17 protein-coding genes and 1 pseudogene are annotated in these 21820 nt (G+C 59.2%); 9 read left to right on the top strand and 9 right to left on the bottom strand.

Annotated elements, in window-relative coordinates; all coding sequences use genetic code 11:
* Nucleotides 1-121: 121 nt before the first annotated feature.
* From JFU37_RS14870 to bioB, 7 genes are all read right to left on the bottom strand, one after another.
* The gene (locus tag JFU37_RS14870) at nucleotides 122-1927 is read right to left on the bottom strand and encodes a phenylacyl-CoA dehydrogenase (protein ID WP_201115986.1); all 1806 of its coding nucleotides are present in this window, start codon (nucleotides 1925-1927) and stop codon (nucleotides 122-124) included.
* 275 nt (nucleotides 1928-2202) lie between these two features.
* Entirely contained in the window at nucleotides 2203-2499 is a 297-nt protein-coding gene (locus JFU37_RS14865) for a pyrroloquinoline quinone biosynthesis protein PqqE (protein ID WP_201115985.1), read from the bottom strand.
* 108 nt (nucleotides 2500-2607) lie between these two features.
* Nucleotides 2608-3288 carry a dethiobiotin synthase gene (gene bioD, locus JFU37_RS14860; RefSeq protein ID WP_201115984.1) on the bottom strand — a complete coding sequence of 227 codons (681 nt, stop codon included), beginning with the start codon at nucleotides 3286-3288 and terminating at the stop codon, nucleotides 2608-2610.
* On the bottom strand, nucleotides 3285-4097 hold the full coding sequence (gene bioC / locus JFU37_RS14855; protein ID WP_201115983.1) for a malonyl-ACP O-methyltransferase BioC: 813 nt from the start codon (nucleotides 4095-4097) through the stop codon (nucleotides 3285-3287). The genes bioD and bioC overlap by 4 nt, the downstream gene beginning before the upstream one ends.
* A complete protein-coding gene (locus tag JFU37_RS14850; RefSeq protein ID WP_201115982.1) occupies nucleotides 4090-4821 on the bottom strand; it encodes an alpha/beta fold hydrolase in 732 nt (243 codons plus the stop codon). Before JFU37_RS14850 ends, bioC begins: the two co-directional genes overlap by 8 nt.
* The gene (gene bioF, locus JFU37_RS14845; RefSeq protein WP_201115981.1) at nucleotides 4814-5992 is read right to left on the bottom strand and encodes an 8-amino-7-oxononanoate synthase; all 1179 of its coding nucleotides are present in this window, start codon (nucleotides 5990-5992) and stop codon (nucleotides 4814-4816) included. Before bioF ends, JFU37_RS14850 begins: the two co-directional genes overlap by 8 nt.
* A 138-nt stretch (nucleotides 5993-6130) precedes the next feature.
* Complete coding sequence (gene bioB, locus JFU37_RS14840) at nucleotides 6131-7186, bottom strand: biotin synthase BioB (protein ID WP_201115980.1); 1056 nt, start codon at nucleotides 7184-7186, stop codon at nucleotides 6131-6133.
* A gap of 92 nt (nucleotides 7187-7278) precedes the next feature.
* Here bioB and JFU37_RS14835 point away from each other — a divergent pair, with 92 nt between their 5' ends.
* From JFU37_RS14835 to rarD, 5 genes are all read left to right on the top strand, one after another.
* Complete coding sequence (locus JFU37_RS14835) at nucleotides 7279-8019, top strand: ComF family protein (protein ID WP_201115979.1); 741 nt, start codon at nucleotides 7279-7281, stop codon at nucleotides 8017-8019.
* Nucleotides 8020-8215: 196 nt separating this feature from the next.
* Complete coding sequence (locus JFU37_RS14830; RefSeq protein ID WP_201115978.1) at nucleotides 8216-8980, top strand: TOBE domain-containing protein; 765 nt, start codon at nucleotides 8216-8218, stop codon at nucleotides 8978-8980.
* A gap of 182 nt (nucleotides 8981-9162) precedes the next feature.
* Nucleotides 9163-11064 carry an alkaline phosphatase PhoX gene (locus JFU37_RS14825; protein ID WP_201115977.1) on the top strand — a complete coding sequence of 634 codons (1902 nt, stop codon included), beginning with the start codon at nucleotides 9163-9165 and terminating at the stop codon, nucleotides 11062-11064.
* Nucleotides 11065-11271: 207 nt separating this feature from the next.
* Nucleotides 11272-12246, top strand: a complete 975-nt coding sequence (locus JFU37_RS14820) for a serine/threonine protein kinase (RefSeq protein WP_201115976.1) — start codon at nucleotides 11272-11274, stop codon at nucleotides 12244-12246.
* Nucleotides 12247-12429: 183 nt separating this feature from the next.
* Nucleotides 12430-13317: an EamA family transporter RarD gene (gene rarD / locus JFU37_RS14815; protein WP_201115975.1), complete on the top strand. Its 888-nt coding sequence runs from the start codon at nucleotides 12430-12432 to the stop codon at nucleotides 13315-13317.
* Nucleotides 13318-13532: 215 nt separating this feature from the next.
* Here rarD and JFU37_RS14810 read toward each other — a convergent pair whose 3' ends face one another.
* Entirely contained in the window at nucleotides 13533-14051 is a 519-nt protein-coding gene (locus JFU37_RS14810; RefSeq protein WP_046029919.1) for a glycine cleavage system protein R, read from the bottom strand.
* A 559-nt stretch (nucleotides 14052-14610) separates the two neighbouring features.
* On the opposite strand from JFU37_RS14810, the gene JFU37_RS14805 reads away from it, so the two are divergent.
* Together JFU37_RS14805 and JFU37_RS14800 are read left to right on the top strand one after the other, a co-directional pair.
* On the top strand, nucleotides 14611-16788 hold the full coding sequence (locus tag JFU37_RS14805; RefSeq protein WP_201115974.1) for a malate synthase G: 2178 nt from the start codon (nucleotides 14611-14613) through the stop codon (nucleotides 16786-16788).
* A 119-nt stretch (nucleotides 16789-16907) separates the two neighbouring features.
* A pseudogene (locus tag JFU37_RS14800) lies at nucleotides 16908-18161 on the top strand (IS3 family transposase).
* Between the two features lie 95 nt (nucleotides 18162-18256).
* Here JFU37_RS14800 and JFU37_RS14795 read toward each other — a convergent pair.
* On the bottom strand, nucleotides 18257-18703 hold the full coding sequence (locus JFU37_RS14795) for a response regulator (protein WP_201115973.1): 447 nt from the start codon (nucleotides 18701-18703) through the stop codon (nucleotides 18257-18259).
* 252 nt (nucleotides 18704-18955) lie between these two features.
* Between JFU37_RS14795 and JFU37_RS14790 the strand changes: the two genes are divergently transcribed.
* Nucleotides 18956-20896 carry a putative nucleotidyltransferase substrate binding domain-containing protein gene (locus JFU37_RS14790; RefSeq protein ID WP_201115972.1) on the top strand — a complete coding sequence of 647 codons (1941 nt, stop codon included), beginning with the start codon at nucleotides 18956-18958 and terminating at the stop codon, nucleotides 20894-20896.
* A complete protein-coding gene (locus JFU37_RS14785) occupies nucleotides 20893-21600 on the top strand; it encodes a 3'-5' exonuclease (RefSeq protein ID WP_201115971.1) in 708 nt (235 codons plus the stop codon). The genes JFU37_RS14790 and JFU37_RS14785 overlap by 4 nt, the downstream gene beginning before the upstream one ends.
* The last annotated feature ends 220 nt before the right edge of the window (nucleotides 21601-21820 follow it).

Here is a 21820-nt window from a genome sequence, read left to right as displayed (position 1 = left end):
TGTGCCTTGACACCGTTTTTACTGGGGAAGGAGCCCCAGTAGTGGGGGTTTCAAGTTCAAGGCAAAAAAAAACCGCCACTCCCGAAGGAGCAGCGGTTTCTTTGAAGAACTGCGTTAAGGCTTAGTAGCCCAGCGAGAAGTTCTCTTCTTTCATGTCCATCAGGTTGTTAGCGCCTGACAGCATGGTGACAACATGAGTGCGAGTACGCGGCAGGATGCGCTGGAAGTAGAAGCGCGCCGTCTGCAACTTGGCGGTGTAGAACGCCTCTTCGGTTGTGCCGGCAGCTAGTTTCTCGGCCGCCAGGCGCGCCATGTCAGCCCAGAAGTAGGCCAGGCAGGCGTAACCGGAGTACATCAGGTAGTCCACCGAGGCCGCACCGACTTCTTCGCGGTCTTTCATGGCGGCCATACCGACCTTCATGGTCAGCTCGCCCCACTCTTTGTTCAGCGCAGCCAGAGGCTCGACGAACTCTTTGACCGCTTCGTTGCCTTCGTTGGTCTGGCAGAACTTATGGACGATCTTGGTGAAGCCTTTCAGCGCTTCGCCTTGAGTCATCAGCACTTTACGGCCCAGCAGGTCGAGTGCCTGAATGCCAGTGGTGCCTTCGTACAGCATCGAAATGCGGCTGTCGCGAACGTTCTGCTCCATGCCCCACTCGGCGATGAAGCCGTGGCCGCCGTAGATTTGCACGCCGTGGTTGGCGGACTCGAAGCCGACTTCGGTCATGAACGCTTTGGCGATTGGCGTCATGAACGCCAGCAGTGCGTCGGCCTTCTTCTTCTCTTCTTCGTCCACGCCATATTTGACGATATCGACTTGCTTGGCGGTGAAGTAAACCATCGCGCGGTTGCCTTCGGCGAACGCTTTCATGGTCAACAACATACGACGTACGTCGGGGTGAACGATGATCGGGTCAGCGGCTTTTTCCGGCGCTTTCGGGCCAGTCAGCGAACGCATTTGCAGACGATCACGAGCGTATTTCAGGCCGCCCTGGAAGCCGATCTCGGCGTGCGCCAGACCTTGCAACGCGGTGCCCAGGCGAGCGGTGTTCATAAAGGTGAACATGCAGTTCAGGCCTTTGTTCGCCGGGCCGATCAGGAAACCGGTGGCTGCATCGAAGTTCATCACGCAGGTGGCGTTACCGTGGATGCCCATTTTGTGTTCCAGGGAACCGCAGGTCACCGCGTTGCGGGCGCCGATCGAACCGTCAGCGTTGGGCAAGAACTTCGGAACGATGAACAGCGAAATACCTTTGGTGCCCGCCGGTGCATCCGGCAGACGCGCCAGCACGATGTGGACGATGTTGTCGGCCATGTCGTGTTCACCGGCCGAGATGAAGATCTTGGTGCCGGAGACTTTGTAGGAGCCGTCAGCCTGAGGTTCGGCCTTGGTGCGCAGCATGCCCAGGTCGGTGCCGCAGTGCGGTTCGGTCAGGCACATGGTGCCGGTCCATTCGCCGGAAACCAGTTTAGTCAGGTAAGCCTCTTGTTGCTCAGGCGTGCCGTGCTCGGAGATGGTGTTCATCGCGCCATGGGACAGGCCTGGGTACATGCCCCACGACCAGTTGGCTTCGCCAACCATTTCGCTGACCGCCAGCCCCAGAGACTCCGGCAGGCCTTGGCCGCCGTGCTCTACGTCGTGAGCCAGGCTTGGCCAGCCGCCTTCGACGAACTGTTTGTAGGCTTCTTTGAAACCCGTCGGGGTTTTAACGCCGGACTCGCTCCAGGTGCACCCTTCGATGTCACCCACGCGGTTCAGCGGAGCCAGTACCTGCTCACAAAATTTGGCGCCTTCTTCGAGAATGGCGTCAACCATGTCTGGAGTTGCGTCCTGGCAAGCCGGAAGGCTCTGATAGTGCGCTTCGTAGCCGAGCAGTTCGTCACGAACGAAGCGAATATCACGCAAGGGGGCCTTGTAGTCAGGCATAGCGATAAACCTCTGCTGATGTAACCGGGAATAAACAACCGCGATGATTTGTTGTGCGGTCAAACAGTTGTTTGAAACATACGTTTACGCCTAAATCTTGTCAAGCGCCGATCTTTTTCCGTTCGTCATCATGTCATGGGAATACAGCGCCCACAGCCGTTCCCCGCCGTTGACGGAGTCACAGACGGTGCAGGAAAGATTAGAGCCGGGAGAAGGACTTAGGCAAAAAAATGCCGCGAATGGTCGCGGCATTTTAGGTGCGATGTCAGCAAGGATCAGGCGAAGGTATCAATCAACGTGCCGAGCACTTCATCGGAAGCCTTGGCGACTTTTACCCCGGCCTCAACTTGAAATTTGCCCTGGGCCATCTCGACCACATTGCTGGTCAGGTCCGACTGCTGGCTGCGATCAACCGAACGCAGGCGATCAACCTGGGCCTCGGAAGACTGGCTGGTCACTGAGCGCTCAACCGTCGTATTGGCGATCTGGCCAGCGGCTTGATCGACTCGGTTCTGTCCTGTCTGAATAGTGCTCAGACCGGCATAAAAAGCGGTGCTTCCTGAGATTTCCATGGGAAAACTCGTCCTTAAGAAGGATCAACAGCGGCCATTGAACCAGACACGCCAGCAAAAGGCTCGACAAAAACACTAATGGCACAGTGCCTTGCCATAGTTAAAACCCTAGTCCAGCAGATCCAGTTGCAGATGTTCGGCGACCGCTTCAGCCGTCACCAGTTTGAGTTTCGGTACGCGTCCCAGACACGGTGCGGGAATTCGCTCGGCGAGCGTCGCGAGGTTCTCTTCCAGGCGTGAAGTCTTCGGATCGATAATGTTCGCCACCCAACCCGCCAACTGCAAACCGTCCTGAGCAATCGCCTCGGCGGTCAGCAACGCATGGTTGATGCAACCCAAGCGCACGCCGACCACCAAAATCACCGGCAGATCCAGCGCCATCGCCAGGTCCGACAGGTTGTCTTGATCCGCCAACGGCACGCGCCAGCCACCCGCGCCTTCGATCAAGGTAAAGTCGGCCTGCATATCCAGAAGTTGCAGCATCGGGGTCAACAGTGATTGCACCGTCAATGCCACGCCCGCCTCCCGCGCCGCCAGATGCGGAGCGATGGCAGGTTCGAACGCCACCGGATTGACCTGTGCATACGTCAACGGCACCGAGCATTCTGCCAACAACGCCAACGCATCAGCGTTACGCAAGCCCTTGGGCGTCACCTCGCAGCCAGAAGCGACCGGCTTGCCCGCCGCCGTGCTCATGCCTGCCAACCGCGCGGCATGCAGCAGGCCGGCGGCGATCGTCGTTTTGCCGACATCAGTGTCAGTGCCGGTGATGAAATAGGCTGCGCTCATAAGGGTTTCTCCAAAACGGCGTAGACCACTTGATAAGTCGCCGGCAGACCTTTGGCCTGACGAAACTGCTCATAAGCCTCGATCAAACCGAGGATGCGTGCCCTGCCGGTCAAACCACCCGGCCGACCGGGGTTCAGGTTATGGGCACCCAACGCTTTGAGTTCATGGGTCAAGCTGCGTACATCCGGGTAGTGCAACACATGAGGACGGTTCTCCAGACTGACGACGTTTAAACCGCTGGCCGCGCACAACTGTTGATAAACGCCGAACTCGCGGAAGCGGTTGACGTGCACCATGCCGTCCACCTGACGCCAGCTGTCACGCAGCTCAAACAAGGTGCCCACGCACAGACTAGCAAACGCAAAAATACCGCCCGGTTTCAGCACCCGATGCGCCTCACTGAGCACCGAGGCAAAGTCCGCGCACCATTGCACAGCGAGGCTGGAGAAGATCAGGTCGCAGGTCGAATCCTGCAATGGCAAACGCTCGGCATCGCCGGCGATGAAATGCGTGGCGCCGCCCAATGGGCGGGCGTGATTGAGCATGCCTTCAGCAATGTCCAGCGCCACCCCATGACCGGTCGGAAACCGCTCACCTAGCGCACGACTGAAATACCCGGTGCCGCAGCCCAGGTCCAGCCAACGACCCGGCACAAATTCTTCCGGCAAACGGTTCGACAATTGGCGGCCAACATCACGCTGCAACTCGGCCACGCTGTCGTAGCTCGCCGCCGCGCGGGAAAAGGACGCTGCCACCTGGCGTTTGTCAGGCAAACCGCCGGGCAGGTTGGGAAGGGATAGATCAGTCATCACCGGACTCGTGCAAAAAGGCCTGAATCGCCCCCGCCACACCGTGGGGGTCTTCCAGAAGAAATGCGTGACTGGCCTGTTCAATCAGACCGATTTCGATATCCGGCAGCAACGTCAGCAGGTCCCCCGCCGCTTCGGCCGGAACCAGTCCGTCGAGACCGGCGAACAAATGTAATTGCGGTCCGCGGAATGCTTGCAATGCCTCGCGGGTGTCCAGTTGGGCGAGCAACTCCAGGCCACTCATCAGCACCTCTGTTGCCGTGTGTGGCGCGCCACCGAGCAACAGCCGCGACAACCCGCGCGGGTCTTCGGCGCCTTGAGCGCAGAGCAGCGAGAAGCGTTTCAACGTCATGCGCGGATCAGCATTACAGCCCGCAAGAAACGCATCGAAGATCTCACCGGGCATCGCGCTCGGCCATTGCTCATGGGCGACAAAAGAAGGGTTGCTCGCCAGGGTCAGCAAGCCGCAGCAACGATCGCCGCGCCGGGCCGCCAACTCGGAGGCGAGCATGCCACCCAGGGACCAGCCACCGAGCCAGGCATCCTGAGGCAAGGTCGAATCCAGCTCATCGAGCCATTCTTCAAGATTGCTCGACGCCAATTCTGGCAACGGTTCGATCTCGACCCGCAGGTGCTCATCCAGCCCCTGCAACGCGGCTGCCAAAGGCTCCAGCGGCGAAATTCCGAGGCCCCAGCCGGGTAGCAGAATCAGACGATCACGCATGGCTTGGCTCCGGTCCCAGTTGTGCAAAACAATCGGCCAGTCCGTTTAACAATAGCTGCACCTGCGCTTCGCTGTGGGCGGCGGTCAGGGTCACACGTAGGCGGGCGCTGCCGGCGGGCACGGTTGGCGGACGGATCGCCGTCACCATCAGCCCGCGCTCGCGCAGCATCTGCGACAGTCGAACGGCACGTCCGGCGTCGCCAATCATGATCGGCTGGATCGGCGTGAAGCTGTCCATCAACGCCAGCCCGATCTGCTCGGCGCCCTGACGGAACTGGCGAATCAACGTTTTCAGATGCTCACGGCGCCAATGTTCGCTGCGCAACAGTTCAAGGCTTTTCAGCGTCGCGCAGGCCAGCGCCGGCGGCTGGCTTGTGGTGTAAATGTAGGGGCGGGCGAACTGGATCAGGCTTTCAATCAGATCTTCGCTGCCGGCCACGAAAGCGCCGGCGGTGCCGAACGCCTTGCCAAGGGTGCCGACCAGGACCGGCACGTCTTCCTGACTCAAACCGAAATGCTCGACAATTCCGCCGCCATTTGCGCCCAGCGGACCGAAACCGTGAGCATCATCGACCATCAGCCACGCGCCTTTGGCTTTCGCTTCGCGAGCCAGCGCCGGCAGGTCGGCGAGGTCGCCGTCCATGCTGAACACCCCGTCGGTGACCACCAGCGTATTGCCGGTGGCCTTCTCCAAGCGCTTGGCCAGGCTGTGCGCATCGTTGTGCAAATAACGATTGAAGCGCGCACCGGACAGCAGACCGGCATCGAGCAACGACGCGTGATTGAGCCGGTCTTCCAGCACCGTGTCGCCCTGCCCCACCAGTGCCGTGACCGCGCCAAGGTTGGCCATGTACCCCGTGGTGAACAATAACGCACGCGGGCGCCCGGTCAGGTCGGCCAGGGCTTCTTCCAGCGCGTGATGCGGGCTGCTGTGGCCGATGACCAGGTGCGAGGCGCCGCCGCCGACTCCCCAACGCGCCGCACCGGCGCGCCAGGCTTCGATCACTTGCGGGTGATTGGCCAGTCCCAGATAGTCGTTGTTACAGAACGCCAGCAACGGTTGCCCGTCGACCACCACTTCCGGGCCTTGAGGGCTTTCGAGTAATGGGCGCTGGCGGTAGAGATGTTCGGCACGACGAGCAGCAAGGCGTGCGGCGAGATCGAAAGACATGCAGGCCTCGCGAGTAGGAAAGGAACACGCCCCCCCTGTAGGAGCTGCCGCAGGCTGCGATCTTTTGATCTTGCCCTTAAAAACAAAATCAAAAGATCGCAGCCTGCGGCAGCTCCTACAGAAGAAGCCCGGGCGTGGTTAAACAGCCGCGTTATAAAACTGCTCGCTGCTCTTCTGCTCAACCAGCGCCTGTTCGATGGCCGCTTGATGCACTTCGTCGGCGTGCTCTTCGCGGGCCTCCGGCAGGATCCCCAAGCGCTCGAACAGTTGCATGTCCTTGTCAGCCTGCGGGTTGGCGGTGGTCAGCAGTTTGTCGCCGTAGAAAATCGAGTTGGCGCCGGCAAAGAAGGCCAGCGCTTGCATCTGCTCGTTCATGGCTTCGCGGCCAGCGGACAGGCGCACGTGGGATTGCGGCATCAGGATGCGGGCGACGGCGAGCATGCGGATGAAGTCGAACGGGTCGATATCGTCGGCGTTTTCCAGCGGCGTACCGGCCACTTTCACCAGCATGTTGATCGGCACCGACTCCGGATGCTCCGGCAGGTTGGCCAGCTGGATCAGCAGATTGGCACGGTCATCCAGCGATTCACCCATACCCAGAATGCCGCCCGAGCAGATCTTCATCCCCGACTCACGCACGTAGGCCAGGGTTTGCAGGCGCTCGCTGTAGGTGCGGGTGGTGATGATGCTGCCGTAGAACTCCGGCGAGGTATCGAGGTTGTGGTTGTAGTAATCGAGGCCAGCCTGGGCCAGCGCAACGGTCTGGTCCTGGTCGAGACGACCGAGGGTCATGCAGGTTTCCAGGCCCATGGCTTTCACGCCTTTGACCATTTCCAGCACGTAAGGCATGTCTTTCGCCGACGGGTGCTTCCAGGCAGCGCCCATGCAGAAACGGGTCGAACCGATGGCCTTGGCGCGAGCGGCCTCTTCGAGGACCTTCTGCACTTCCATCAGTTTTTCTTTTTCCAGACCGGTGTTGTAGTGACCGGACTGCGGACAATATTTGCAATCTTCCGGGCAAGCGCCGGTTTTGATCGACAGCAGTGTCGACACCTGGACCCGGTTGGCATCGAAATGCGCGCGGTGCACCGTTTGCGCCTGGAACAACAAGTCGTTGAATGGCTGAACGAAGAGTGCTTTGACTTCGGCCAAAGACCAGTCATGACGCAGGTTTGCAGTGGTGCTGGCGCTCATGGGCGTTTCCTTGTTGTATGCATGGCTTGCGGCTGCGGAAATGGAATACCCACAGCCGCTACACGGATGTTCGGCATATTTAAGGAAGAGCGATGCGCTGTCAACCACCACGCGTAGGACCGGTCTACATCTGGTTAAACAATGATCAATTCTGTTTACTGTGTTCGGAAACGTCCGACGGCGACCTACCCATTTGCACGGCCTGTGAAACCGACTTGCCCTGGCTAGGCGACCACTGCCAGACCTGCGCCCTGCCCTTACCCGCCTCGGGGCTGACCTGTGGTCAATGCCTGAAGCAACCGCCGGCCTTCGAACGAGTCGCCGCGCCCTGGCTCTACAGCTTTCCGATAGACGGTTTGATCACCCGCTTCAAGCACAGCGCGAAGTGGCCGTTGGGTCGCCTGCTCGCCGAACTGCTCGCTCAGTTCCTGCAACATCGCTTCGATGAAGACCTTGAACGCCCTGACCTGTTGATTCCCGTGCCGCTGGCCGCCAAGCGTCTACGCCAACGGGGCTTCAACCAGGCGGCAATGCTGGGCCGATGGCTGAGCGCCGGCCTCGACATTCCTTGCGATGAAGCGTTGCTGCGCAGGATTCAGGACACCAGCGCGCAACAGGATCTGAACGCCGACGCGCGCAAAAAGAACCTACGCAACGCCTTCGCCCTGGCACCCGATGCGTCCATCAAGGGCCGGCATCTGGCGCTGGTCGACGACGTGCTGACCACCGGCGCCACGGCTCAGGCGCAGGCTCGACTGTTGATGGACGCGGGCGCGGCAAGGGTTGACGTGTATTGCCTGTCGCGCACGCCCAAACCCGGCGATGTGACCTGACTTAGTGGTATTCCGGGTGGGAGCGAGCCTGCTCGCGAAAGCGATTTAATATTCAACATGGGAGTTGAATGTTATGGCCTCTTCGCGAGCAGGTCGAATCGTCGCACCGTCGCTCCCACAAGGATAGGGTCTGACTTGACTCCCAAGCCTCCAGCCGCCAACGTCCTCCCATTGTCCCAGCCCAAAGCGTCTCGCCATGTCCTTGCCTACCTTGTTGTCCCAGCACATTGTCCGTCGCCCGCAGCGCATCGCGTTGCTGCAACACATCGCCGAACAAGGCTCGATTACCCGCGCGGCGAAAAGCGCAGGCCTCAGTTACAAAGCGGCCTGGGACGCTATCGACGAGCTGAACAACCTGGCGCAGAAACCGCTGGTGGAGCGCAGTGTCGGCGGCAAGGGCGGCGGTGGCGCCAAACTCTCCAGCGAGGGTGAGCGTGTATTGCGGCTCTATCAAAAGCTGCAAGTCTTGCAGGCTCAGGTGCTGGACGCGGCGGAAGACGCGAGCGACCTCGACCTGCTCGGTCGGCTGATGCTCAGAACCAGCGCGCGCAACCAGTTGCACGGCAAGGTCCTGGCCATCGATACCCAAGGGCGCAACGACCTTATCCGCCTTGAATTGGCGGAAGGCTTGAGCATCGACGCGCAGATCACCCATGACAGCACGCTGCGGCTGGAACTGGAAACCGGCACCGAAGTGGTTGCATTGATCAAAGCCGGCTGGCTTGAATTGTTGGGCATCGATCAGCCGACAACACCTGGTAACAATTGTTTGAAGGGCATCATCGAAGAAATTCTCGACGCAGAAGACGGCCCCAGTGAAGTGCGCATCGGCCTGCCCAATGGCCAGACACTCTGCGCCCTGGCCGAGCCGCTGCACTTGAGAACCCTTGGCCTGCTCGTTGATAAACCGGTACTCGTGCAGTTCTCACCCTCCAACGTTCTGCTTGGCACACCGCTCTAACTCAGGCGTTCCACAACCCGTGTAGGAGCTGCCGAAGGCTGCGATCTTTTGACTTTGCTTTTAAAAACAAATCAAAAGATCGCAGCCTTCGGCAGCTCCTACAGGGATCGTGTGCGGCAACTGAAACAAAACCTTCATCGACCATCACTAAGGTGACTGCAAAAACCCGCAGGGAGCCTGATGTGAGCCTATTAGAAGACAACCAATCCACCGACCTCGAGAAAATGGTCGGCCTCAGCCGTCGAGGTTTCATCAGCGCCGGCGCCCTGTGCGGTGCAGCGATGTTCCTCGGCGGCAACCTGCTGAGTCGAAGCGTACTGGCCGACAGTGTCAGCGCAGGCACCAGTGAACTGTTGGGTTTTGACAGCATACCCGCCGCCACCCACGACGCCATCAGCCTGCCACCGGGCTACACCTCCTCGGTGTTGATCAGTTGGGGCCAGCCACTGCAGAAAAACGGCCCGGCATTCGACCCGAGTGGCAACGGCACCGCCGAACACCAGGAAGTCCAGTTCGGCGACAACAACGACGGCATGAGCCTGTTCGAGTTTCCGGGCGAAAAAGACCGGGCGCTGATGGCAATCAACAACGAATACACCAATTACCGTTACCTCTACCCTCACGGCGGCATGCCGCAGTCGGCCAAGGAAGTGCGCAAGGCATTGGCCTGTGAAGGCGTGTCGGTGATCGAAGTGCAGCGCAAGAACGGTCAGTGGCAATTCGTCCAGGGCTCGCGTTACAACCGCCGGATTCACGGCAATGCACCGATCAAGCTGAGCGGCCCGGCGGCCGGCCACGCCTTGCTGAAAACCAGCGCCGACCCGCACGGCGAGAACGTCCTCGGCACCTTCCAGAACTGCGCCAACGGTAAGACCCCGTGGGGCACTTACCTGACGTGCGAAGAGAACTTCACCGACTGCTTCGGCAGTACCAACGCCGAGCAAACGTTCGATGCCGCGCAGAAACGCTACGGCGCGGTGGCGGCCAGCAAGGAGATCAACTGGCACCAGCACGACCCACGCTTCGACCTGGCGACAAACCCGAACGAGCTCAACCGCCACGGCTGGGTCGTGGAAATCGATCCGTTCGACCCGCACTCGACGCCCGTCAAACGCACGGCACTGGGTCGTTTCAAACATGAAAACGCCGCCCTCACCGAAACCAGTGAGGGTCACGCCGTGGTGTACATGGGCGACGACGAACGCGGCGAATTTATCTACAAGTTCGTCAGCCGCGACAAGATCAACCACAAAAACCCCAAGGCCAACCGTGACCTGCTGGACCACGGCACCTTGTACGTGGCGCGCTTCGACGCGGGCGACAGCAATGCCGATCACCCGAAAGGCCAGGGCGAGTGGATCGAACTGACCCATGGTAAAAACGGCATCGACGCCAGCAGCGGTTTTGCCGATCAGGGCGACGTGTTGATTCACGCGCGCCTCGCGGCCAGCGTGGTGAAAGCCACGCGCATGGACCGTCCGGAATGGATCGTGGTCAGCCCCAAGGATGGCCAGGTCTATTGCACGCTGACCAACAACGCCAAACGCGGAGAGGACGGTCAACCGGTAGGCGGGCCGAACCCTCGCGAGAAAAACATCTACGGGCAGATCCTGCGCTGGCGCACCGACCGCGACGATCACGGCTCGAATAGCTTTGCCTGGGACCTGTTTGTGGTCGCCGGCAACCCGGGCGTCCATGCCGGCACGCCGAAGGGCGGTTCGTCGAACATCACCCCGCAGAACATGTTCAACAGCCCGGATGGCCTGGGCTTCGACAAGGCTGGGCGGTTATGGATTCTGACCGATGGCGATGCGAGCAATGCCGGCGACTTCGCGGGCATGGGCAATAACCAGATGCTATGCGCCGACCCGGTGACCGGGGAGATCCGCCGGTTCATGGTCGGGCCGATTGGCTGCGAAGTTACCGGGATCAGTTTTTCGCCGGATCAGAAGACCTTGTTTGTCGGAATTCAGCATCCGGGGGAAAACGGTGGTTCAACGTTCCCTGAGCATTTGCCGAATGGCAAACCGCGGTCTTCGGTGATGGCCATCACGCGTGATGATGGTGGCATCGTCGGCGCCTGATAAGGCCCCTTCGCGAGCAAGCCCGCTCCCACATTGGATCTTCTGTGTGCCCCAGATTGTGCACACCCAAGATCCAATGTGGGAGCGGGCTTGCTCGCGAAAGCGTCAGCCCAGACACCACTCATATGAAGCCCAACCACTAAAACCTCCCCGTCTGCGCTACCATGCTTGGCCGGACGCGGCAGCCTGCTGCGCGCAGGAGTCAGCATGGCCCACCCGTTTGCAACCCTCACCCCAGACCTCGTGCTCGATGCCGTTGAAAGCATCGGTTTTCTCAGCGATGCCCGCATTCTGGCACTCAACAGCTACGAAAACCGCGTTTACCAGGTCGGCATCGAAGACTCCGAGCCGCTGATTGCCAAGTTCTACCGCCCCCAGCGCTGGACCAATGAAGCGATTCTCGAAGAGCACCAATTCACCTTCGAACTCGCCGAATGCGACGTGCCCGTCGTCGCGCCGATGATCCACAACGGCGCGAGCCTGCACGAACACAACGGTTTCCGTTTCACTCTGTTTCCCCGCCGTGGTGGCCGTGCGCCGGAGCCTGGCAATCTCGATCAGCTGTATCGCCTGGGCCAGCTGCTCGGGCGCCTGCACGCAGTCGGCGCTACCAAACCGTTCGAACACCGTGAAGCGCTGGGCGTGAATAATTTTGGTCATGCCTCGCTGACGACCTTGCTTGAGGGCAATTTCGTACCCAAAAGTCTGCTACCGGCCTACGAGTCCGTGGCACGCGACCTGCTCAAACGTGTGGAAGAGGTCTACAAGGCCACGCCACACCAGAACATCCGCATGCACGGTGATTGCCACCCCGGCAACATGATGTGCCGCGACGAGATGTTCCACATCGTCGACCTCGACGACTGCCGCATGGGCCCGGCAGTGCAAGACATCTGGATGATGCTGGCGGGTGATCGTCAGGAATGTCTCGGCCAGTTGTCGGAATTGATGGACGGCTACAACGAGTTTCATGACTTCGACCCGCGCGAATTGGCGTTGATCGAGCCGCTGCGCGCGTTGCGCCTGATGCACTACAGCGCCTGGCTGGCCCGCCGCTGGGACGACCCGGCGTTCCCGCACAGTTTTCCCTGGTTCGGTACGGAGCGGTATTGGGGGGATCAGGTGTTGGCGCTGCGTGAGCAATTGGCCGCGCTAAACGAAGAACCCCTGAAACTCTTCTAACCACCACGCCGCCCTTGTAGGAGCGAGCTTGCTCGCGATGAATTAGAAGTCGCCGCATTTTCGAGACAGCACGCGTTATCGTTCGCGTCCATCGCGAGCAAGCTCGCTCCTACAGGGATCAACACATCGCGCAAAATATCCCTACAATCCCCTCTTTGTTAGCTGCCTAAGCAAGGATTCTGCATGCAAGCTGCCAACCTGCGTCGCGGGTACATTCTGGGCCTGAGTGCCTACATCATCTGGGGATTGTTCCCGCTTTACTTCAAAGCCATCGCCAACGTGCCCGCCGTGGAGATCATCATCCATCGCGTGCTCTGGTCCGCGCTGTTCGGCGCCTTGCTGCTGATGGTCTGGAAGCATCCGGGCTGGTGGCGCGAGTTGCGTGACAACCCGAAACGCTTGGCGATCCTGGCCTTGAGCGGCACGCTGATCGCCGCCAACTGGCTGACCTACGTCTGGTCGGTCAACAACGGGCGCATGGTCGAAGCCAGCCTCGGTTACTACATCAACCCGCTGGTGAACGTGCTGCTGGGCATGGTGATCCTCGGCGAACGGCTGCGGCGCATGCAATGGTTGGCGGTTGCCCTGGCGGCGATTGGCGTCGCGCAACAAGTGTGGCAAGTCGGCAGCTTGCCGTGGGTGTCCCTGGTGCTGGCGGTATCCTTTGGTTTCTACGGCTTAATCCGCAAACAGGCACCGGTCAAGGCGTTGCCTGGCCTGGTGGTGGAAACCTGGATGCTGGTGCCGATTGCGGTCGCCTGGTTGTTGTTCAACCCGTCGGCAGCGAGCGCTCAACCTGAATTCTGGACCACGTCCGAAGCCTGGTGGCTGGTGGCCGCTGGCCCGGTCACGCTGGTGCCGCTGGTGTGTTTCAACGCCGCAGCACGGCATTTACCCTACACCACGCTTGGATTCCTCCAGTACATAGCGCCGACGCTGGTGCTGTTGCAAGCCGTGCTGTTGTTTGGCGAACACTTGTCGTCCAGCACCTTGGTGGCGTTTATCTTTATCTGGGCCGGTCTCGCGGTTTACAGCGTCGATGCGTGGATAAGTCTGCGCCGCCGCAGCTGATCAAAAATCATACAAACCTCTACAGGCCACGTCCCTCGTGGCCTGCAACCATCGCTCCCAAGGTTATCCACAACGTCATCCCCGGCGTTTGTGCGCAACTTGTTGAAACTGATGGTTTTTTGATCAGATCTTGAAGAAGCCCGGCCGGCGTGGGCTGGCGGGCTGTCTCTACAGGTTATCCACAGGCAGGTGCACGTATAACTTGGATAACCCTGTCAGGGTTCGCTGCGCAGCACCAATTCCACCATCAAGTCGTCTGCCAGGGTTTCCAGTCGTGATTGCAGCACGTCGAGTGACAAGGTCAGCGGCACGGCAAGAATCGCTTCGGCGTGAAACAGTGGCTCGCTGCTCATCGGCGCCGGCCGTACTTCGGTCACCAGTCGTTCCAGGTTCACCCCCTGCTCACTGAGCAAACGCGTAATGTCACGCACGATGCCCGGGCGATCATTGCCGACCAACTCCATGGCAATCGGCTTCCAGGTGCAGGATTGTTCGATGCCGCTTTCAGCGATCAGCACACGAATGCCTTGAGCGGACAACGCCTGCAGGGCATCGACCAATTCGTCGTAGGCCTCGGCCGGCACGCCCACCCGAAGAATGCCGGCGAACTGTCCGGCCATGCGCGACATGCGGCTTTCCAGCCAGTTGCCGCCGTGCTCGGCAATGCATTGGGCGATGCGCTCGACCTGCCCAGGCTTGTCCGGTGCGAATACAGTGAGTACGAGGTGGTCCATGGCGCAGCCCTCTGGTCATGACTTTTGTTATAGAAGACCAAGTATAGGCAAGGGGCGATTCCGTGTTGGTCCTGTGGTGAATCTCCTGACGCCTTCGCGAGCAGGCTCGCTCCCACAGGGATTGCGCGGACCTTTGTAGGAGCGAGCTTGCTCGCGATTGGATCACCGCCAACAAGCCTGCCGAAAACAAATCGTGTACAAGTTTTTATATTTAACTGGAACAATCCAATAGTTTTTTGAGAACATCCCGTTCCCCGGCGTGACTGCAATGCGTCACAGGGTCGCAGAACGACGTAATTAGTCTAATTTTCACAACCGCAATTCATCATGTAGTATGCCGCAGCGCGCACTACATAACGTTGGATCGATGTCTGCCTATAGGCGCAGTCGCAGCCCTGAAAGCCCTATCAGCAAGGCCTCAACGCCGTTGATCGGTTCCATCCCAGCCGCCCGAAATGGCATGTACTGGTGGAAGGGGTTTGTGGTTTAAATAGCCAGAGGCTTCATTGTTAATTTGAAGAGCTGAAAAGCGAAATAGCTGAGCAGAGTGAGGCAAGCAATGACTGAACACGTTCAAGTCGGTGGCCTGCAGGTCGCCAAAGTCCTGTTCGACTTCGTGAACAACGAAGCCATTCCCGGTACCGGCCTCACCGCCGATAAGTTCTGGGCCGGTGCCGACAAGGTCATCCATGACCTGGCGCCGAAGAACAAAGCCCTACTCGCCAAACGCGATGATTTCCAGGCTCGTATCGACGGCTGGCACCAATCCCGTGCCGGCCAGGCGCACGACGCCGTGGCTTATAAAGCCTTCTTGCAAGACATCGGTTATCTGCTGCCAGAAGCGGCCGATTTCCAGGCAACGACGCAAAACGTCGATGACGAAATCGCCCGCATGGCCGGCCCACAGCTCGTGGTGCCGGTGATGAATGCCCGTTTCGCGCTCAATGCTTCGAACGCCCGCTGGGGTTCGCTGTACGACGCGCTCTACGGCACCGACGCGATCAGCGAAGCTGACGGCGCGGAAAAAGGCAAAGGCTACAACAAGGTTCGTGGCGACAAGGTGATTGCCTTCGCCCGCGCTTTCCTCGACGAAGCGGCGCCATTGGCGGCGGGCTCTCATGTCGATTCCACCGGCTACAAGATCGTTGACGGCAAACTGGTGGTCGCCCTTAAAGGAGGCAGTAACACCGGCCTGCGCAACGATGCTCAGCTGATCGGCTTCCATGGCGATGCAGCCGCACCGACCGCGATCCTGCTGAAGAACAACGGCCTGCATTTCGAGATCCAGATCGATGCCAACACTCCGGTCGGCCAGACCGATGCTGCCGGCGTCAAAGACATTCTGATGGAAGCCGCGCTGACCACCATCATGGACTGCGAAGACTCTGTCGCCGCCGTCGATGCTGATGACAAAGTGGTGATCTACCGCAACTGGCTCGGCCTGATGAAGGGCGACCTGTCGGAAGAAGTCTCCAAGGGCGGTCAGACCTTTACCCGCACCATGAACGCCGACCGCACCTACACCGGCGTCAACGGTAAAGAACTGAGCCTGCACGGTCGTTCGTTGTTGTTCGTGCGCAACGTCGGTCACCTGATGACCATCGACGCGATCCTCGACAAAGATGGCAACGAAGTGCCGGAAGGTATTCTCGACGGCCTGGTGACGTGCCTCGCGGCCATCCACAGCCTCAACGGCCACAACTCGCGCAAGAACAGCCGCACTGGCTCGGTCTACATCGTGAAGCCGAAGATGCACGGCCCGGAAGAAGCCGCGTTCACCAATGAGCTGTTCGGTCGCATCGAAGACGTGCTCGACCTGCCGCGCAACACCCTGAAAGTCGGGATCATGGACGAGGAACGCCGTACCACGATCAACCTCAAGGCCTGCATCAAGGCTGCCAGCGAGCGTGTGGTGTTCATCAACACCGGTTTCCTCGATCGCACGGGCGACGAAATCCATACCTCCATGGAAGCCGGCCCGATGGTGCGCAAGGCGGACATGAAGGCCGAGAAGTGGATCGGCGCGTACGAAAACTGGAACGTCGATATCGGTTTGAGCACCGGCCTGCAGGGTCGTGCCCAGATCGGTAAAGGCATGTGGGCCATGCCCGACCTGATGGCCGCGATGCTCGAACAGAAAATCGCTCACCCGCTGGCCGGTGCCAACACTGCCTGGGTTCCGTCGCCGACCGCTGCTGCGCTGCACGCGCTGCATTACCACAAGGTCGATGTGTTCGCCCGTCAGGCCGAACTGGCCAAACGTGCTCGCGCCTCGGTGGACGACATTTTGACCATCCCGCTGGCCGTCAATCCGAGCTGGACCGCAGAGCAGATCAAGAACGAACTGGACAACAACGCCCAGGGCATTCTTGGCTACGTGGTGCGCTGGATCGATCAAGGCGTGGGCTGTTCGAAAGTGCCGGATATCAACGACGTCGGCCTGATGGAAGACCGTGCAACGCTGCGTATCTCCAGCCAGCATATCGCCAACTGGCTGCGTCACGGTATCGTCACTGAAGAGCAAGTGATGGAAAGCCTCAAGCGCATGGCGCCGGTGGTTGACCGTCAGAACGCCAATGACCCGCTGTATCGCCCGCTGGCTCCAGACTTCGACAGCAACATTGCCTTCCAGGCAGCGGTCGAACTGGTGGTCGAAGGCACGACGCAGCCGAACGGTTATACCGAGCCGGTACTGCACCGTCGTCGTCGCGAGTTCAAGGCTGCCAATGGCCTGTAACTGATCGCTGACGCTGGACAAAAAAAGGCCCTGATCGAAAGATCAGGGCCTTTTTTTGTTGGAGCTGTCCCGTCCTGAATAAGGTTTACACCTTCTGATCTGTTTTTCAGGAGGACGTAATGGAATCCGCAAAAAGGCGTAGTCAGCGAGACTACACGCTGACCTTTAAATTGTCGGTCGTCGACCAGGTCGAAAAAGGCGAGCTGAGTTATAAAGAGGCTCAGGAGCGCTACGGGATTCAAGGCAAAACGACCGTTCTGACATGGTTACGCAAGCACGGTCGTCAAGATTGGAGCCCCGGCACCTACATTGGCTCGCCGAGGATGGGGTCTATGCCCGACAAAAACCGACCATTAACGCCAGAGCAGCGCATCAAAGAGCTTGAAGAGCAGTTGGCGCTGTCCAATCAGAAAGCGCAGTTTTTCGAGGCCGTCGTGGACGTCTTAAAAAATGACTACGGTCTCTCTGTCGTAAAAAAGCGTCCCGGCAAGTCCTCGCGCAAAAACGAATCCAAAACCTGAGCATCAGCAGGGCTTGCCAGTTCATGGGGATAAGCCGACAGGCTTACTACAAACGCAATCGCGCCGATGCTGCTCGTCTGATTCTGGATCAGAAAGTTGCCGATTTCGTTCAGCAAAAGCGCCTGCGGCAGCCGCGGTTGGGCACTAGAAAGCTGCATTACCTGCTGCAATGTCAGCCGCTGCTTGAGCTGCAAGTAGGGCGAGATCGCCTGTTTTCGATTCTGCGCGAACGGCGTTTATTGGTAGCCCGTAAGCGGGCGTATCACAAGACAACCGACAGTCATCATCGCTTTCGACGCCATCCGAACCTGCTCAAACCGGGGCCTGAACAGGTTGTTCCCAGCGGCCCGGAACAGGTCTGGGTGGCTGACATCACCTATCTGCCCACTCAGGAAGGCGTGGCCTATCTGAGCCTTGTGACGGATGCTTTTTCGCGAAAGATCGTGGGCTATCACGTCCATGAAAGCCTGCACACCGAGTCGGTCGCGCAGGCGCTGCGCCGGGCGGTGAAGCACCGTCGAACGGAGCAGCCACTGGTTCATCACTCGGACAGAGGCAGCCAGTATTGCTCGGGAATGTACCAGGAACTGCACGCAAAACACGGCATCAGGTGTTCGATGACGGACGGCTACGACTGTTATCAAAACGCCCTGGCAGAGCGGGTCAACGGGATATTGAAGACGGAGCTTTTGCTCCAGCGACCACAGGATTTAACGCAGGCGAAGAAAATGGTGAGCGAGTCGGTATCGATCTACAACCGCGAGCGTCCGCACCTGTCGTTGAAATACAAAACGCCCGATGCGATGCATCGGGCGTTGGGGTGAAACAGGTGTAAACCTATTTCAGGACTAGACAAGCAAGATCAAAAGATCGCAGCCTGCGGCAGCTCCTACAGGGGATTCGCGTTTCCCTGTAGGAGCTGCCGCAGGCTGCGATCTTTTAGCAATTCACACATCCATCCCCAGCTCATGCTTGACCAGCGCCAACAGCTTGCCGGAATCAATGGGTTTGAGCAGGAAGTCCACCACGCTCAAGTGCATGGCGGTGATGGCATCTTTCACATCGGCGTCGCCGGATACGATGATGACCGGCATCGCCGCCCGAACCGAATTGCGCACTTGGCGGATCAAGTCCAGACCATCGATATGTCCCATCCGCAGATCGGTGATGACCAGGCCAATCGATGGCTTTTCGTCCAACATCTTGAGTGCCGTTTCACCGCTGGCAGCGGTCAGGCAACGAATGCCGTCGAGGGCAAGAATCTCTGAAAGCAGCTCACGCGCATCTTTATCGTCGTCGACGATCAGCACCCGTTGCGGCGGCAGGTCAGGCTCCAGCATGACGGCACTGAGCGCTTCGCGCTCGGCGTCACTCAAAATATCGTGGTCGGACATGGTTATCTCTACGTTCTCAATTTCAATTCCCTAGCACAGTGGTGAGACATCGCTAAGCAGACCTCCAATGTGCACTTCGTCGGATATTTTTCCAAGAGGGGAACAGAGAGGTTTTTCTGACAGTTGCGTAGGGTTCTTCCGACATTTCATCCTCTACACGCCCTACCTAGACTTACGTCCAATGGGCACGCTACGCGTAGGGGCCGACCATGGCCGAAACATCCAACAACAAATCAATAAAAGATTGCGGTCATGGTTATGAGTAAAGCGGACGCCTTCACACAGGCAGGAAAAACCGCGGTATTGCAAAACATTCAGGGCACTCTGCAATTCCTTCAGCGCTTCCCGCCCTTCAATCAAATGGAACACGCTCACCTGGCGTACCTGGTCGAGCAATGTCAGCTGCGTTTTTATGCCCCCGGCGAGAGCATCATCAAACCCGCCGACGGCCCGGTTGAGCATTTCTACATCGTCAAACAAGGCCGAGTCGTGGGTGAACGGCCTCATTCTGCCAAAGGCGGGACCGAAACCACGTTCGAAATCACCACGGGCGAGTGTTTCCCGCTCGCCGCGCTGCTGGGGGAACGCGCGACACGCACCGAACACCTGGCCGCCGAAGACACCTTTTGCCTACAGCTGAACAAGCTGGCGTTCATCAAACTGTTCGCACTTTCCAACGCGTTTCGTGACTTTGCCCTACGCGGTGTCAGCAGCCTGCTGGATCAGGTCAACCAGCAAGTCCAGCAAAAAGCCGTGGAAACCCTCGGCACTCAATACTCGCTCAATACCCGTCTGGGCGAATTGGCCATGCGCCATCCGGTGACCTGCAGCCCGGCCACGCCCCTGCGTGAAGCCGTGACCCAGATGCACGAGCAGCAGGTCGGCAGCATTGTAGTGGTCGATGAACACAAAGCGCCGCTGGGGATTTTTACCTTGCGCGACTTGCGCCAAGTGGTCGCCGACGGCACCAATGACTTCAACGAAGCCATCGAACGGCACATGATCCAAGCGCCGTTTTACCTGACGCCGGACCACAGCGCCTTCGACGCGGCGATCGCCATGACCGAACGGCATATCGCCCACGTCTGCCTGGTCAAGGATCAACGCCTGTGTGGCGTGGTTTCGGAACGCGATCTGTTTTCCTTGCAACGAGTCGATCTGGTGCACCTGGCGCGGACGATTCGCAGCGCCCAACGCGTAGAAAACCTGGTGGCGATGCGCGGCGAAATCGGCCAACTGGTGGAGCGCATGCTGGCACACGGCGCGTCTTCGACCCAGATCACGCACATCATTACCCTGCTCAACGACCACACCGTCTGCCGGGTGATCGAACTTACCTTAGCCGAGAAAGGCGACCCCGGCGTGCCGTTCAGTTGGCTGTGCTTTGGCAGCGAAGGGCGTCGCGAGCAGACACTACACACCGATCAGGACAACGGCATTTTGTTCGAAGCGCGGGATGCGGCCGAAGCGGCGCAAATACGCGGCAAGTTGCTGCCCATCGCCCAGCAGATCAATCAGAGCCTGGCGCTCTGCGGCTTCACCCTGTGCAAGGGCAACATCATGGCCGGCAATCCTGAGCTGTGTTTGTCCCGGGCCGAATGGGCGCGGCGTTTTGCGGCGTTTATCCGCGAAGCAACGCCGGAGAACCTGTTGGGTTCGAGCATCTATTTCGACTTGCGGGTGGTCTGGGGCGATGAGCAAGGTTGCGAGCAACTGCGTCGGGGGATTCTCGATCAAGTGGCTGACAACCGGCTGTTCCAGCGAATGATGGCCGACAACGCCCTGCGCAACCGTCCGCCTGTAGGGCGTTTCCGAGAGTTCGTGTTGGCACGCAAGAATGGTGAGAAAGCCACGCTGGACCTGAAAGTCCAGGGCCTTACCCCTTTCGTCGACGGCGCCCGACTGTTGGCGCTGGCCCATGGCATCGAAGCCAACAACACGCTGGAGCGCTTTCGCCAATTGGTGGCCAAAGGGGTCATCGAACGGCTGGATGGCGCGGCGTACGAAGAGGCCTATCACTTCATCCAGCAAACCCGCATGCAGCAACATCAACTGCAGACCCGCGAGAACTTGCCCTACTCCAACCGGGTCGATCCTGACAGTCTCAATCACCTTGATCGACGGATCCTGCGTGAATCCTTGCGCCAGGCGCAACGTCTGCAAAGCAGCCTGACCCTGCGGTATCAACTATGAGCCTGTTTTCATGGCTGCGCCCGGCAGGCCCGGCCCTTTCTGGCGAACTGCAACAACGTCTGGAACGCTTGCCGACGGCTGCCGAGCTGAGCGAATGCAGCCTGCGTGAGCAACGCTGGGTGGTGCTCGATCTGGAAACCACCGGGTTGAACCTGAATAAAGATCGGGTGCTGTCCATCGGTGCGGTGGTGATTGAAGACGGCGCGATCGACTTCAGTCAGCAGTTCGAACGAACGCTGCAATGCGCCGATATGAAACGGGCCCCCAGCATGCTGATCCATGGCTTGGGCCCGAGTGCGATTGCGGCGGGCAGCGATCCGGTTCTGGCGTTGCTCGAATTCATGGAATTTGTGGGCGGCAGCCCAGTGCTGGCGTTTCATGCACCATTCGATCAGCACATGCTCGGGCGCGCGTTGAAAGATCATCTGGGTTACAAGTTGCAGCATCCGTTTCTGGACGTGGCGGATATCGCGCCGATGCTTTGCCCTCAGGCGAACTTCCGTGAAGCCGGGCTGGATGAATGGATCAACTGGTTCAAGCTGGAAGTGTTCGAACGCCACAATGCCAGCGCCGATGCGCTGGCCACGGCGGAGCTCGCATTGATTTTGTTCAGCCGGGCGCGACAGCAACAGATTCATAGCCCGTTGAATCTGCAGCAGCGATTGAATCAGTGGAAGCGGCGGCAGCAAGCCCCTTCGTTTTGACATCCACGCCCCCCATGTAGGAGCGAGCTTGCTCGCGATGGTCGTCAACGATAACGCGTCAAGTCAGACACGCCACGGCGTTCTCAGGTTTATCGCGAGCAAGCTCGCTCCTACAGATCCTTCGCCGAACTCCTACCCGACCAGCGCCAATTGCTTACCTTCCCCGCCTCTGACACAATCGCGAATAATTCTCGTTAGTTAACATTTCCCAATCGGTGAT

This window comes from Pseudomonas sp. TH41 (genome assembly GCF_016650695.1).
Classification (GTDB): domain Bacteria; phylum Pseudomonadota; class Gammaproteobacteria; order Pseudomonadales; family Pseudomonadaceae; genus Aquipseudomonas.
Note: the sequence above shows the minus strand (reverse complement) of the source record. Positions and strands in the feature narration are given on the sequence as shown.

Excerpts from the sequence above, each read along its gene's own strand:
- JFU37_RS14870 (WP_201115986.1), bottom strand. The coding sequence starts at position 1,927 with ATGCCTGACTACAAGGCCCCCTTGCGTGATATTCGCTTCGTTCGTGAC.
- JFU37_RS14865 (WP_201115985.1), bottom strand. The coding sequence starts at position 2,499 with ATGGAAATCTCAGGAAGCACCGCTTTTTATGCCGGTCTGAGCACTATT.
- bioD (WP_201115984.1), bottom strand. The coding sequence starts at position 3,288 with ATGAGCGCAGCCTATTTCATCACCGGCACTGACACTGATGTCGGCAAA.
- bioC (WP_201115983.1), bottom strand. The coding sequence starts at position 4,097 with ATGACTGATCTATCCCTTCCCAACCTGCCCGGCGGTTTGCCTGACAAA.
- JFU37_RS14850 (WP_201115982.1), bottom strand. The coding sequence starts at position 4,821 with ATGCGTGATCGTCTGATTCTGCTACCCGGCTGGGGCCTCGGAATTTCG.
- bioF (WP_201115981.1), bottom strand. The coding sequence starts at position 5,992 with ATGTCTTTCGATCTCGCCGCACGCCTTGCTGCTCGTCGTGCCGAACAT.
- bioB (WP_201115980.1), bottom strand. The coding sequence starts at position 7,186 with ATGAGCGCCAGCACCACTGCAAACCTGCGTCATGACTGGTCTTTGGCC.
- JFU37_RS14835 (WP_201115979.1), top strand. The coding sequence starts at position 7,279 with ATGCGCTGTCAACCACCACGCGTAGGACCGGTCTACATCTGGTTAAAC.
- JFU37_RS14830 (WP_201115978.1), top strand. The coding sequence starts at position 8,216 with ATGTCCTTGCCTACCTTGTTGTCCCAGCACATTGTCCGTCGCCCGCAG.
- JFU37_RS14820 (WP_201115976.1), top strand. The coding sequence starts at position 11,272 with ATGGCCCACCCGTTTGCAACCCTCACCCCAGACCTCGTGCTCGATGCC.
- rarD (WP_201115975.1), top strand. The coding sequence starts at position 12,430 with ATGCAAGCTGCCAACCTGCGTCGCGGGTACATTCTGGGCCTGAGTGCC.
- JFU37_RS14810 (WP_046029919.1), bottom strand. The coding sequence starts at position 14,051 with ATGGACCACCTCGTACTCACTGTATTCGCACCGGACAAGCCTGGGCAG.
- JFU37_RS14805 (WP_201115974.1), top strand. The coding sequence starts at position 14,611 with ATGACTGAACACGTTCAAGTCGGTGGCCTGCAGGTCGCCAAAGTCCTG.
- JFU37_RS14795 (WP_201115973.1), bottom strand. The coding sequence starts at position 18,703 with ATGTCCGACCACGATATTTTGAGTGACGCCGAGCGCGAAGCGCTCAGT.
- JFU37_RS14790 (WP_201115972.1), top strand. The coding sequence starts at position 18,956 with ATGGTTATGAGTAAAGCGGACGCCTTCACACAGGCAGGAAAAACCGCG.
- JFU37_RS14785 (WP_201115971.1), top strand. The coding sequence starts at position 20,893 with ATGAGCCTGTTTTCATGGCTGCGCCCGGCAGGCCCGGCCCTTTCTGGC.